This is a genomic window from Streptomyces sp. CHD11 (genome assembly GCF_018638295.1).
Classification (GTDB): domain Bacteria; phylum Actinomycetota; class Actinomycetes; order Streptomycetales; family Streptomycetaceae; genus Streptomyces.
The window spans coordinates 63496-75280 of sequence record NZ_JABTTS010000032.1; the positions used below are offsets into that span (position 1 = coordinate 63496).

An 11785-nucleotide genomic window follows, 5' to 3' on the forward strand; every position below is an offset into this window, starting at 1 on the left:
CCCCCGTCGGCGTCGGCCCCGTCGCTCCCCTGATGTCCCGTCACACGTAGGAACGTAAGTCCGAATTATGACGAGCGGCGACTACCGGACATTTTTCTTGGAAAATTCTCAGACTTCCGACAGGTCCGACAGGTCTGCCGGACGCAGGCCCCCACGGCGGGTCCGACGGGCCCCGGACCGATGGGCCCGACGGGTCGAAACTCTCGAAGCGGCTCACGCCCCGCCCGGTGCCGCCGTACTGCTCCGCACCACCAGACTCGTCGCCAGCTCCACCCGGGTCGCCGCCTGGCTGTCCTCTCCCTTGCCGAGGTCGAGGACCAGCCTGGCCGCCGCCTCCGCCATCTCCGTCAGCGGCTGCCGTACGGTCGTCAGCGGCGGCCCCACCCAGCGGGCCAGGGGAAGGTCGTCGAACCCGACCACGCTCAGGTCCTCCGGGATGCGCAGCCCCAGCTCGCGTGCGGCCTCGTAGACGCCGAGCGCCTGGAGGTCGTTCCCGGTGAAGATCGCGGTGGGCCGGTCCTCCCGGCGCAGCAGGGCGAGGCCCTGCCGGTAACCGGCGTCGTGGTGGAAGTCGCCGCCCACGATCAGCTCCGGAACCACCGGGAGACCCGCCGTCTCCAGGGCGGCCCGGTAGCCGTCGACGCGGGCGCGGCTGCACATCATCCGCGAGGGCCCGCTGATGGCGCCGATCCTGGTGTGGCCCAGCTCCACCAGGTGCCGGGTGGCGGCGAGTCCGCCCTGCCAGTTGGTCGCGCCGATGGACGGCACGTCGGTGCCCGGGTCGCCGGCCGGGTCCATCACCACGAACGGGATGGAGCGGCTGGTCAGCAGGGCCTGTCCGGACTCGTCGAGACCGGACAGGACGAGGACCACGCCGTGCGGGCGGCGCGCGGCGACCTGGTCGGCCCAGGTGCGCCCCGGCGTGAGCCGTCCCGCGCTCTCGGAGAGCACCACGCTGAGCCCGGCGTCGCGGGCGACGTTCTCCACACCCCGGATGACCTCCATCGCCCAGGCGCTCTCCAGCTCGTGGAAGACCAGGTCGATCAGGGGCGAGCGGGTGGCCTCGGCACGCCGTCGCCGGTAGCCGTGGGCGCGCAGCAGTCCCTCGACCCGGCTCCGGGTGCCGGGAGCGACATCCGCCCGCCCGTTGAGGACCTTCGAAACAGTCGGGGCGGAGACGCCGGCCTCGCGGGCGATCTCGGCGAGCGTCGCGGTCTGGGAGGTGCGCCCTTGCGTCCGTGTTTCAGCGGGCTGCGGGGAAGTCATGGGCGCGATCGTAACCCTGCCCGCCCTCTTGACGAAGACCTACGCACGCCATGGATTCCCGGAACATTCGCTATTTGTCGCGAAACATTCGGATCCCATGGTGCGGGAGAGGTCCGGTCCTCCACCCCGACAGGAGCCCGCCGTGGGCGGCGGCGGCCGGGGCGGGGTCACGCCAGAGCGCGGTGGCCATGGAGGCGACTGCGGCGGGTGACCCGGCCACGGAGTCCGGCCGCCACGGGAGTCCGGGCCGCCGGGTGAGCGCACCGGCCCCGGACGGGTCCCGGAGTCAGACGCCGCCGAGCGACTCGAACCGCCAGCGGTGTACCGGGCGGGCGATCAGGTCCCCGGCCGGCTCCGGGAGTTCGGGCAGCTCCGCGTCGTACGGGGCGTCCCACCAGGTGATGAGCAGGACGCGGTCCTGCGGGGCACGGAAGGTCTCGCGGCGCAGGGGGCGTTCGGTGAACTCCCGTACCCGTTCCTCGGTCCAGGCCAGCAGGTCCGAGGCCCGGCCGGGGACCGCACGGGCCTCCCACATCAGCGCGACCGTCATGAGTACAGGTTCTCCCTGGCGGTCTCGTGCACATGGTCGTGCGCGTGCGAGGTGCCCGGCACATGGGGTTCGGTGACCGGGAGGGAGGAGTCGGCGGACAGGTCCCAGTCGGAGACGGGGCGGTTGCGGGCGACCATCTCCGCGCCCAGTGCGGCCACCATCGCGCCGTTGTCCGTGCACAGCTTGGGACGGGGCACACGCAGCCGGATACCGGCCGCCTCGCAGCGCTCCTGGGCCAGAGCCCGCAGCCGGGAGTTGGCGGCCACCCCGCCGCCGATCATCAGATGGTCGACGCCCTCGTCCTTGCAGGCCCGTACGGCCTTGCGGGTGAGGACGTCCACGACCGCCTCCTGGAAGGACGCCGACACGTCGCGCACCGGCACCTCCTCGCCCGCCGCGCGCCTGGCCTCGATCCAGCGGGCCACCGCCGTCTTCAGCCCGGAGAAGGAGAAGTCGTACGCCGGGTCACGCGGGCCGGTCAGCCCGCGCGGGAACGCGATCGCGTCCGGGTCGCCCTCGCGGGCGTAGCGGTCGATGACCGGGCCGCCGGGGAACCCGAGGTTCATCACACGGGCGATCTTGTCGAACGCCTCGCCCGCCGCGTCGTCGATGGTCGCGCCGAGCGGGCGGACGTCGGAGGTGATGTCCGCGGACAGCAGCAGCGAGGAGTGCCCGCCGGAGACCAGCAGGGCCATCGTCGGCTCGGGCAGCGGTCCGTGCTCCAACTGGTCGACGCAGATGTGGGAGGCGAGGTGGTTGACCCCGTAGAGCGGCTTGCCGAGGGCGTAGGCGTACGCCTTGGCCGCCGAGACACCGACCAGCAGTGCCCCGGCGAGTCCGGGGCCGGCGGTGACGGCGATGCCGTCGAGGTCGCGGGCGCCGACACCCGCGTCCTTCAGCGCGCGCTCGATGGTGGGGACCATCGCCTCCAGGTGGGCGCGGGAGGCGACCTCGGGGACGACACCGCCATAGCGGGCGTGCTCGTCGACGCTGGAGGCGACGGCGTCCGCCAGCAGGGTGGTACCGCGCACGATGCCGACACCGGTCTCGTCGCAGGAGGTCTCGATCCCCAGTACCAGGGGTTCGTCAGCCATGGATCTCGGTTCCTTGTACGCCGGTCCCGTCGACGGGACTCGCCGGGCTCACTGAGGTGGACGGATCGGTCAGGCGCATCACCAGGGCGTCCACGTTCCCCGGCTGGTAGTAGCCGCGCCGGACCCCGATGATCTCGAAGCCGAAGCGCTCGTAGAGCTTCTGTGCGCGGACGTTGTCCACCCGGCACTCCAGCATCACCTCGGTGCACTCGAACGCGGTCGCCGCCCGCAGCAGCTCGGTCAGCAGCCGCGAGCCGAGGCCGGTGCCCCAGTGGTCACGGGTGACGGCGACGGTCTGGATGTCGCCCCCCTCGGCGGAGCCTCCGTCCTCCGACTCCGTGCCCGAGGTGGTCAGGCCCGCGTAGCCGACGATCCGGTCGCCCTCCTGGGCCACGACGTAGTGCCGGGTCGCCCCGGGCCCGCGGGCGTGCGCCAGCTCGGACCAGAACATCCCGCGCGACCAGGCGTCCTCGGGAAACAGGTCCCGCTCCAGTTCCAGTACGGAGTCGATGTCCCACCAGCGCATCTCGCGCAGCACGACCGTCTCGTTTCCGTTTCCCGTCACTTGGGGGTGACCACCTTGTAGTTCTTGGGGACCTGGGCATCGGGGCGGCGCAGGTACAGCGGCCGGGGCGGTGGCAGTTCCCCGCCCCCCTCGAGCCGCTCCACGGCCAGCCGGGCCAGGGCGGCGGCGGTGACGTGCTCGGGCGCGCGCACCCGGGGGAACGTGTCCGGGTACAGCAGCGCGCCGGCGCCGACCGCGGGCAGGCCCGCGACCTCCCCGGCGATGTCGGCGGGCCGGTCCACGGCCGGCTCGGTGAGCCGGGTGCGGGAGTCGGCGTAGCGCGCCCAGTAGACCTCCTTGCGGCGGGCGTCGGTCGCCACGACGAAGGGGCCCTCCAGATCGGAGGCGTAGGCGAGGCCGTCCAGCGTGCACACACCGTGCACGGGCACACCGAGCGCGAGGCCGAAGGTGTCCGCGGTCATCAGGCCGACCCGCAGCCCGGTGTACGGGCCGGGGCCGACGCCGACGACGATCCCGGTGACGGCGTCCAGCCGCAGGCCTGCCTCGGCGAGTACACGGTCGACCGCCGGGAGCAGCAGCTCGCCGTGCCGGCGGGCGTCCACCTGACTGGACGAGGCGATGACGTCGTCGCCGTCGTGCAGCGCGACGGTGACGGCGGGGGTGGCGGTATCCAGAGCGAGCAAGAGCACGCAAACAGCCTACGGCTCCCGCGCCCCGGCCACGGCCGCACCGGCCGGACGGTCACGTACTGCTACCGTCACGACGGCATGCGTACATAACGGAGCAGAGCGGGACAGAGGTGACGTCGGTGTCAGGCACCAGCGCGATGATCGTAACGGGGCTGACCGCGGCGGCGCTGGCGACGGTCGGCTTCCTCGGCCACCAGGCGGCGGAGAACGTCCCGCCGGGACTGCGCCACCCGGCGTCCGGAGCTGCGGGCGCGGTCCGCAAGGCGCTCCCGGACCGGGACCGTCCCGGCGCCCTGCCCGTACGGTCGGGCACGGGCAAACGGGTCGTGTACTCGCTGGAGAACGACCGGGTGTGGCTGGTGGAGACGGGGAGCAAGGTGTCGCGCGCCTTCGGGGTCGAGCCCGGCACGGTGGACCCCGCCCCGGGCACCTACCGGGTCACGTCCCGGTCCGGCGCGGTCACCGGATCGGACGGTGTCCCCGTCGAGCACGTCGTCCGCTTCGCCGGCGTCGACGGCACGGCTATCGGGTTCAGCGCGGCGGTCGACGGTTCGGCGCCGGTGCTCGACCCGCGGGAGCGCACGGGCGGCATCCGTGAGACCCGCGCGGACGGCGCGGCGATGTGGAAGTTCGCGACGATCGGACGGACGGTCGTCGTGGTGCCGTAAGACCACCCGTGGCGACCGGCCGACGGGCGGCCCCCGTCACGCCGCCTCGCGCCGCTCCCGTACGTCCGCCTCGGCGGAGCGGCGGGGCGCGGGGGCGCCGGGCGGGGTGGAGATCGCGGCGGCCGCGGCGCACGCGGCGAGCAGTTCACGCATCGGCACCCCGGAAAGCGACTGCGGCTGCGCCGTGGACCCGGATGAGTTCTGGGTGTCCGGCATGGAGCGCCTCCTGTGGGCCGGGGGCGGACGTGGTTAGGTAGACCTAACTACGAACTGGATACCATGTGACCACGCCGGAGACCCCGAACGCAACCGTTTGCCGACACGATGTCGGAATCCGGGGCGCCGCACGCGCGTGAGTCCGCCGTCCGACCGCGGAACCGGCCGGCACCGGGCCGTCAGGCCGAGAGCGCGCTCAGGCCGGCGCCCGCCCACCGCGCACCCAGACCGGTCACGGTCACCTGCCGCACCTCGTCCGTGGTGTCCCCGACCGCCCGGTGGATGCCGACGCGCAACCGGTCCTCGGTCAGCTCCTCGACCTTGCCCTCGCCCCACTCCACCACGATCACCGACTCCGGCAGCGAGACGTCGAGGTCCAGGTCCTCCATCTCGTCCAGCCCGCCGCCCAGCCGGTAGGCGTCGACGTGGACCAGCGGTGGACCGCCCGCCGGCGACGGATGCACCCGGGCGATCACGAAGGTCGGCGAGGTGACCGCGCCCCGCACACCGAGCCCTTCGCCGAGCCCCCGGGTCAGTGTCGTCTTGCCCGCGCCGAGCTCGCCGGAGAGCACGACGAGATCGCCGGCGCGCAACAGCTTGGCGAGCCTGCGCCCCAGTTCCCGCATCTGCTCGGGGGAGGTGACGGTCAGCTCGACGGAGTTCGCGGCCGGCCCCGGTTCAGCCGGGTTGTACGGTGCTGCTGCTTCCATAACCATCCACCGTAACGCCCGCCGGCATCGCGCCCGCGCGGACGAGCAGGTCGGCGAGCCGGTCGGTGACCACCTCCGGATGCTCCAGCATCACCAGGTGTCCGGCGTCCGGGACCAGCACCAGCTCCCCGTCGGGCAGCACATCGGCGATCGCCTCGCTGTGCTCGCTGGGCGTCACCAGGTCCTGGGTCCCGGCCAGCACCAGCACCGGGAGGGCGGCGAAGTGGGCGAGGGCCTCGGTCTTGTCGTGGTCGTCGAAGGCCGGGTAGTACTCGGCGACCACGTCGATGGGCGTGCTCTCGATCATCCGCTCGGCGAACCGGGCGACGGCCGGGTCCACGTCCCGGGACGCGAAGGAGTACCGCTTGATGACCCCCGCGAACAGGTCCGCGGTGGCCCGGCGCCCCCTCTCCACCAGCTCGGCCCGCTGCCCCAGCGCCTTCAGCACTCCCGGCAGCAGCCGCCGCACCGCGTTGACCCCGGCCACCGGCAGCCCGAAGTTGACCTCGCCGAGCCGCCCCGACGACGTACCGACCAGGGCGACACCCACGCACCGCTCCCGCATCAGCTCGGGATACTGCTCGGCGAGGGCCATCACGGTCATCCCGCCCATGGAGTGACCGACGAGCACCAGGGGCCCCTCGGGCGCCGCCGCGTCGACGACGGCCTTCAGGTCGCGCCCGAGCTGGTCGATGGTGACCGGCTCGCCCCGCTCCGTCTGGGCCGCGCCCCGCGCCGAGCGGCCGTGGCTGCGCTGGTCCCAGTACACGGTCCGTACGACGTCCCTGAGCGCGGCCCGCTGGAAGTGCCAGGAGTCCTGGTTGAGGCAGTAGCCGTGGCTGAAGACGACGGTCACCGGAGCCGGGGACCTGCGGCCGAACAGCCGGCGCCGCCGCGCGGGCGTGGCCTCCGGGTCGGGGTCGGGGTCGTCGACCTCGTAGTACAGCTCGGTGCCGTCATCGGAGTACGCCCTGCCTGGTGTGCCGCGCAACGACCCGTACGGACCGGTGGAGTCGAGGGCGAGCCTGGCCTTCTTGCGCATGCCCCGGCCGACCGTCATCCGCTCTATGGCGACACCCGCGGCGGCTCCGGTGGCGAGCACGCCTATCGCGACGCCCGCGACGCCGGTGGCCCGGCGCCAGCCCCCGCGGGAGACCTCGGCCGCGGAGGCGGCGACCTCCGCGATGCCCTCGCTCACCTGCCGCTCCCCTCGTTCCCCTCGTTCCCCTCGTTCCCCTCGTTCCCCTCGTTCCTGTAGACGCGCGGAACGCGGCTGCCGATCCGGGTGACGATCTCGTACGCGATGGTCCCGGCCGCCTGCGCCCAGTCGGCGGCGGTGGGCTCACCCCGGTCACCCGGGCCGAAGAGCACGGCGCGTGCACCCGCGCCCGGGTCGTCCCCGCCCAGGTCGACGACGAACTGGTCCATCGCGATCCGCCCCGCGACCGTACGCCACTTGCCCTCGACCAGTACCGGGCCGGAGGAGGAGGCGTGGCGCGGGATGCCGTCCGCGTAGCCGAGCGGGACCAGCCCGAGGGTGGTCGCGCCCGGGGTGACGTAGTGGTGGGCGTAGCTGACGCCATGGCCGCCGGGGACCCGCTTCACCAGGGCCAGCGAGGCGGACAGGGTCATCGCCGGGCGCAGTCCGAAGTCGGCGGGGACGCCGGTCTCGGGGCTGGGCGAGACGCCGTACACCGCGATGCCGGGGCGGACCAGGTCGAAGTGGCTCTCGGGAAGGGTCAGGGTGGCGGGCGAGTTGGCGATGTGCCGCACCTCGGGGTCGACGCCCCGGCCCTCCGCGTACGCCACCATCTCCCGGAACAGGGACAGCTGGGCGACGATCGAGGGATGCCCGGGTTCGTCGGCGCAGGCGAGGTGGGACCAGAGACCGGTGATCCGCAGCAGCCCCTCGGCCTCGGCGCGCAGCGCGCCGGCGACCAGCTCCGCCCAGTCCTCCCCGGGCTGGCAGCCGCCGCGTCCCAGTCCGGTATCGGCCTTGAGGTGCGCCCGCGCGGGCCGCCCGGCGAGACGCGCGGCCCGCGTGACCTCCTCCAGCGCCCACATGCCGCCGAGGGACACGTCGACACCGGCCTCGATCGCCTCGCGCCAGGGCCCGCCCGGTGTCCACAGCCAGCACATCACCCGTACGTGATCCGGCACCCCGGTACCGGGCGCGCGCAGCGCGAGCGCCTCCTGCGGGGTTGCGGTGCCCAGCCAGGTCGCCCCGGCCTCGACAGCGGCCCGGGCACAGGCGGCCGCGCCGTGCCCGTACCCGTCGGCCTTGACCACGGCCATCAGGGCGGCGCCGGGCGCGCGCTCGCGCAGGGCCCGCACATTGGCCCGCACGGCAGCCAGGTCGATCTCGGCACGGGCCCGCAGCTCCGCACCCGGCGGCGCAACTGTCTCGTTCATCCCGCACAGTCTCTCAGAGCCCCGCAATCAACCCTCCGGCCCTCCGGCCCTCCCACCCCCGACCCGACGCACCCGGTCACCGTTCAGCCCCTCCGGTCACCGTTCAGCCCCTCACCACACTCCGCCACGCCCCCGCGATCCCCTCCGCCACATCCCACGCCCCCACCGGCGCCCCGTCCGCCGCGAACCTCCCCGCCAGCCCGTGCAGGTACGCCGCCACGCTCCCGGCGTCCACCGCCGGCAGCCCCGCCGCCAGCAGCGACCCCCCGAGCCCCGACAGCACGTCACCGCTCCCGGCCGTCGCCAGCCACGATGTCCCCGTCGGGTTCACCCGCACCGGCCCGCCCCCGCCGCAGACCAGCGTCGTCGACCCCTTCAACAGCACCGTCGCCCCGTACCGCCCCGCCAGCTCCCGCACCGCGCCCAGCCGGCCTCCCTCGACCTCCTCCCGCCCGACGCCGAGCAGCGCCGCCGCCTCCCCCGCGTGCGGGGTCATCAGCGTCGGCGCCCGCCGGCCCCGTACCGCCGAGGCCTCCGCCAGCCGCAGCCCGTCCGCGTCGATCAGCACCGGCACATCGGCCGCCAGCACCTCCGCGACCGTCGCCGCGTCGTCCCCGGCACCCGGTCCGACCACCCATGCCTGCACCCGCCCCGCGTGCTCCGGTCCACGGTCGGACACCAGCGCCTCCGGGAAGCGGGCGATCACGGCCTGCCCGGCGGGACCGACGTACCGTACGGCCCCCGCCCCGCCCCGCAGCGCACCCGCCACCGCGAGCACCGCCGCCCCCGGATAACGCGCGGACCCGGCGGCGATGCCGACCACGCCCCGCCGGTACTTGTCGCTCTCCGCGGCCGGCACCGGCAGCAGCCGGGCCACGTCCGCGTGCTGCAACGCCTCCAGCCCGGGTTCCGCCGGAAGCGCCAGCCCGATGTCGACCAGCCGCACCGCCCCGGCGTACTCCCGTGCCGGATCGATCAGCAGTCCCGCCTTGTGCGTCCCGAACGTCACCGTGAGGTCGGCCCGCAGCGCCCTCCCCCGCACCTCCCCGCTGTCCGCGTCGACGCCGCTCGGCAGATCGACGGCGACCACGGCCGCCCGCGCCCGCTCGGCGGCCTCCGCGAGCGGCACGGCGTCCGGCCGCAGCCCGCCCGTGCCGCCGATCCCGACGATGCCGTCGACGACGAGATCCGCCCGCCCGATCGACTCGCGCGCGCCCTCCGTGCCCTCCACCCGGCCGCCCGCCCGGCGCAGCGCCTCGAGCCCTCCGGGATGGGCACGCTCCGGCGAAAGCAGAACCGCGCTCACCCCGGCGCCGCGCCGGGCGAGCCGGGCACCGGCGTACAGGGCGTCGCCTCCGTTGTCCCCGCTGCCCACCAGCAGCACGACCCGGCTGCCGTACACCCGCCCGAGCACGTCCGCGCAGGCCGCGGCGAGTCCGGCGGCCGCACGCTGCATCAGCGCGCCCTCCGGCAGCCGTGCCATCAGTTCCCGCTCTGCCGCCCTGACCGTCTCCACGCTGTACGCAGTACGCATGCGTCCGAGTCTCCCGCACCACAACGAGCCGGCTCCCGGTGACCGGGCCGGCGGCTCCCGCCCGCCGGCCTGTGCGCCGCTGGGCCGCCGCACGCGACCGCCACCCGCGACCGAGCGGCGACGGCGCGACGGTCGGCACACCGGCACACGGGCACACAGGCACACGAACGCGGGGTGCGGCCCTCAGGCCGCACCNCCCCCCCCCCCCCCCCCCCCCCCCCCCCCCCCCCCCCCCCCCCCCCCCCCCCCCCCCCCCCCCCCCCCCCCCCCCCCCCCCCCCCCCCCCCCCCCCCCCCCCCCCCCCCCCCCCCCCCCCCCCCCCCCCCCCCCCCCCCCCCCCCCCCCCCACCACACCTCTTCGCCGCGATTCGCCTCAGCTGGTGCTGAGCATCCCCGCCCGCAGCTTCTTCAGCGTCCGGGACAGCAGCCGCGACACGTGCATCTGGGAGCAGCCCAGCCGCTCACCGATCTCCGCCTGCGTCAGCTCCTCCACGAACCTCCAGTGCACGATCTTCCGCTCGCGCTCGTCGAGGTCGGCGATCATCGGGGCGAGCGCGTGGAAGTCCTCGACCAGTCCCAGTGCGGCGTCCTCGGTGCCGATGAAGTCCGCGAGCACGCTCTCGCCGTCCGGCTCGCTGCCGATGGCGGCGTCCAGCGAGGAGGAGTTGTAGCCGTTGGAGGCGATCCGGGCCTCGTTGACCTCGGCCTCGGTCAGGCTCATCAGCTGGGCGAGTTCGGCGGTCGAGGGCGTACGGCCCAGCCGGCTGCGCAGTTCCTCGGTGGCACGGGCCAGCTGCACCCGGGCCTCCTGAAGGCGCCGCGGCACGTGCACGGACCAGGACGTGTCCCGGAAGAACCGCTTGATCTCACCGACGATGTAGGGGATCGCGAAGGAGGTGAACTCCACTTCGCGGGACAGCTCGAACCGGTCGATCGCCTTGATCAGACCGATCATGCCGACCTGGACGATGTCCTCCATCTCCTCCGGTCCGCGGCTGCGGAACCGGCCGGCCGCGTAGCGGACCAGGGACATGTTCATCTCGATCAGCGTGTTGCGCGCGTACTGGTACTCGTGCGTGCCCTCCTCCAGCTCCGTGAGCCGGCGGAAGAACTGCTTGGACAGCTCGCGTGCGTCCTGGGGCGCGACCTGGCCGGGATCCGCGACCTCCGGCAGCTCGGTCACGCTCTGAGCTCGGTCCGTCCGCGCCATCGTCGACGTCACAGCTAGCCCTCCCAAATCTCTCGGCCCCCGTTCCGGGCGCCGGCTCCACGCTTGTACCCCCGTCCGGGCGATGCACGCACCGCCCTTCCGAAACAACCGTACGAAATGCACGGACCACGCTCGCGGAAGGACCCCGCGAAGGTCACCGACGACGCTTCCGCACCAGCCGCACGAGGGAGAAGACAAGGGTGAGCACGGCGCCGACGAGGAGAAACGCCTCCCCCCAGACCGGCAGGTCGACCCCTGCCCCCGGGAAAGCGAGCAACGAACCCATGTGACCGGCCTCACCCCTCCGCGACGACGACCGCCGAGGCCACCCCGGCGTCGTGACTCAGGGACACGTGCCAGGACCGTACGCCCAGTTCCGCCGCCCGGGCCGCCACCGTCCCGCTGACCCGCAACCGCGGCTGCCCGCTGTCCTCGCACCACACCTCGACATCGGTCCAGGAGAGCCCGGCCGGCGCGCCCAGCGCCTTGGCCAGCGCCTCCTTGGCGGCGAACCGTGCGGCGAGGGAGGCCACACCGCGCCGCTCCCCGCTGGGCAGCAGCAGCTCGCTCTCCACGAAGAGCCGCCGGGCCAGCGCGGGCGTCCGCTCCAGCGACTCCGCGAACCGTTCGATCTCCGCCACGTCGATCCCGACTCCGATGATGCTCATGCGCAGCACCCTACGAGGCGGTGCCTCGCACGGTGCCGCTCTCCCGGTGGGACGTCGGGCGCCGGATCGGAGGCGCCGGTTCCCTTGCGCACCGGCGCCCGACGGGCGGACGGGTGCCCGCCGCACGACCCCTCACGCCCGTTTTCACCCTTTCCCCCTCTTTCTCCCTCGTACGGCACAGCAAGGCCCCGGCGACATGAGGCGGTTTCCAGGGGCCCTCACCACCCGTCGCCCGGGCCTGC

13 protein-coding genes are annotated in these 11785 nt (G+C 74.1%); 1 reads left to right on the forward strand and 12 read right to left on the reverse strand.

Features of this window, described 5'->3' with window-relative positions:
• Positions 1-213 precede the first annotated feature (213 nt).
• From HTV45_RS27960 to tsaB, 5 genes are all read right to left on the reverse strand, one after another.
• Positions 214-1266, reverse strand: coding sequence for a LacI family DNA-binding transcriptional regulator (locus tag HTV45_RS27960; RefSeq protein ID WP_215208682.1), 1053 nt, complete (start codon positions 1264-1266; stop codon positions 214-216).
• 286 nt (positions 1267-1552) lie between these two features.
• Positions 1553-1816, reverse strand: coding sequence for a hypothetical protein (locus HTV45_RS27965; protein WP_215208683.1), 264 nt, complete (start codon positions 1814-1816; stop codon positions 1553-1555).
• Positions 1813-2910, reverse strand: coding sequence for a tRNA (adenosine(37)-N6)-threonylcarbamoyltransferase complex transferase subunit TsaD (gene tsaD / locus HTV45_RS27970; protein WP_215208684.1), 1098 nt, complete (start codon positions 2908-2910; stop codon positions 1813-1815). The genes HTV45_RS27965 and tsaD overlap by 4 nt, the downstream gene beginning before the upstream one ends.
• Positions 2903-3436 (reverse strand): ribosomal protein S18-alanine N-acetyltransferase, encoded by a 534-nt coding sequence (gene rimI / locus HTV45_RS27975; RefSeq protein ID WP_215208726.1) that lies wholly within the window; start codon positions 3434-3436, stop codon positions 2903-2905. Before rimI ends, tsaD begins: the two co-directional genes overlap by 8 nt.
• 35 nt (positions 3437-3471) lie before the next feature.
• Positions 3472-4125: a tRNA (adenosine(37)-N6)-threonylcarbamoyltransferase complex dimerization subunit type 1 TsaB gene (gene tsaB, locus HTV45_RS27980; protein WP_215208685.1), complete on the reverse strand. Its 654-nt coding sequence runs from the start codon at positions 4123-4125 to the stop codon at positions 3472-3474.
• Positions 4126-4244: 119 nt separating this feature from the next.
• Here tsaB and HTV45_RS27985 point away from each other — a divergent pair, with 119 nt between their 5' ends.
• On the forward strand, positions 4245-4793 hold the full coding sequence (locus tag HTV45_RS27985; RefSeq protein WP_215208686.1) for a hypothetical protein: 549 nt from the start codon (positions 4245-4247) through the stop codon (positions 4791-4793).
• Positions 4794-4829: 36 nt separating this feature from the next.
• Here HTV45_RS27985 and HTV45_RS27990 read toward each other — a convergent pair whose 3' ends face one another.
• The 7 genes from HTV45_RS27990 to HTV45_RS28020 form a co-directional block, all read right to left on the reverse strand.
• Positions 4830-5009: a hypothetical protein gene (locus tag HTV45_RS27990; RefSeq protein ID WP_215208687.1), complete on the reverse strand. Its 180-nt coding sequence runs from the start codon at positions 5007-5009 to the stop codon at positions 4830-4832.
• A gap of 179 nt (positions 5010-5188) precedes the next feature.
• On the reverse strand, positions 5189-5719 hold the full coding sequence (tsaE, locus tag HTV45_RS27995) for a tRNA (adenosine(37)-N6)-threonylcarbamoyltransferase complex ATPase subunit type 1 TsaE (RefSeq protein ID WP_215208688.1): 531 nt from the start codon (positions 5717-5719) through the stop codon (positions 5189-5191).
• Positions 5688-6917: an alpha/beta hydrolase gene (locus HTV45_RS28000; RefSeq protein ID WP_308309771.1), complete on the reverse strand. Its 1230-nt coding sequence runs from the start codon at positions 6915-6917 to the stop codon at positions 5688-5690. Before HTV45_RS28000 ends, tsaE begins: the two co-directional genes overlap by 32 nt.
• Entirely contained in the window at positions 6914-8131 is a 1218-nt protein-coding gene (gene alr / locus HTV45_RS28005; protein ID WP_215208689.1) for an alanine racemase, read from the reverse strand. The genes HTV45_RS28000 and alr overlap by 4 nt, the downstream gene beginning before the upstream one ends.
• A 103-nt stretch (positions 8132-8234) precedes the next feature.
• The gene (locus HTV45_RS28010; RefSeq protein ID WP_215208690.1) at positions 8235-9665 is read right to left on the reverse strand and encodes an NAD(P)H-hydrate dehydratase; all 1431 of its coding nucleotides are present in this window, start codon (positions 9663-9665) and stop codon (positions 8235-8237) included.
• 373 nt (positions 9666-10038) lie between these two features.
• A complete protein-coding gene (locus HTV45_RS28015) occupies positions 10039-10875 on the reverse strand; it encodes an RNA polymerase sigma factor SigF (RefSeq protein ID WP_181007756.1) in 837 nt (278 codons plus the stop codon).
• A 296-nt stretch (positions 10876-11171) separates the two neighbouring features.
• Positions 11172-11543: a holo-ACP synthase gene (locus tag HTV45_RS28020; protein ID WP_215208691.1), complete on the reverse strand. Its 372-nt coding sequence runs from the start codon at positions 11541-11543 to the stop codon at positions 11172-11174.
• Between the last annotated feature and the right edge of the window lie 242 nt (positions 11544-11785).

Excerpts from the sequence above, each read along its gene's own strand:
- HTV45_RS27960 (WP_215208682.1), bottom strand. The coding sequence starts at position 1,266 with ATGACTTCCCCGCAGCCCGCTGAAACACGGACGCAAGGGCGCACCTCC.
- HTV45_RS27965 (WP_215208683.1), bottom strand. The coding sequence starts at position 1,816 with ATGACGGTCGCGCTGATGTGGGAGGCCCGTGCGGTCCCCGGCCGGGCC.
- tsaD (WP_215208684.1), bottom strand. The coding sequence starts at position 2,910 with ATGGCTGACGAACCCCTGGTACTGGGGATCGAGACCTCCTGCGACGAG.
- rimI (WP_215208726.1), bottom strand. The coding sequence starts at position 3,436 with ATGCGCTGGTGGGACATCGACTCCGTACTGGAACTGGAGCGGGACCTG.
- HTV45_RS27990 (WP_215208687.1), bottom strand. The coding sequence starts at position 5,009 with ATGCCGGACACCCAGAACTCATCCGGGTCCACGGCGCAGCCGCAGTCG.
- tsaE (WP_215208688.1), bottom strand. The coding sequence starts at position 5,719 with ATGGAAGCAGCAGCACCGTACAACCCGGCTGAACCGGGGCCGGCCGCG.
- alr (WP_215208689.1), bottom strand. The coding sequence starts at position 8,131 with ATGAACGAGACAGTTGCGCCGCCGGGTGCGGAGCTGCGGGCCCGTGCC.
- HTV45_RS28010 (WP_215208690.1), bottom strand. The coding sequence starts at position 9,665 with ATGCGTACTGCGTACAGCGTGGAGACGGTCAGGGCGGCAGAGCGGGAA.
- HTV45_RS28015 (WP_181007756.1), bottom strand. The coding sequence starts at position 10,875 with ATGGCGCGGACGGACCGAGCTCAGAGCGTGACCGAGCTGCCGGAGGTC.
- HTV45_RS28020 (WP_215208691.1), bottom strand. The coding sequence starts at position 11,543 with ATGAGCATCATCGGAGTCGGGATCGACGTGGCGGAGATCGAACGGTTC.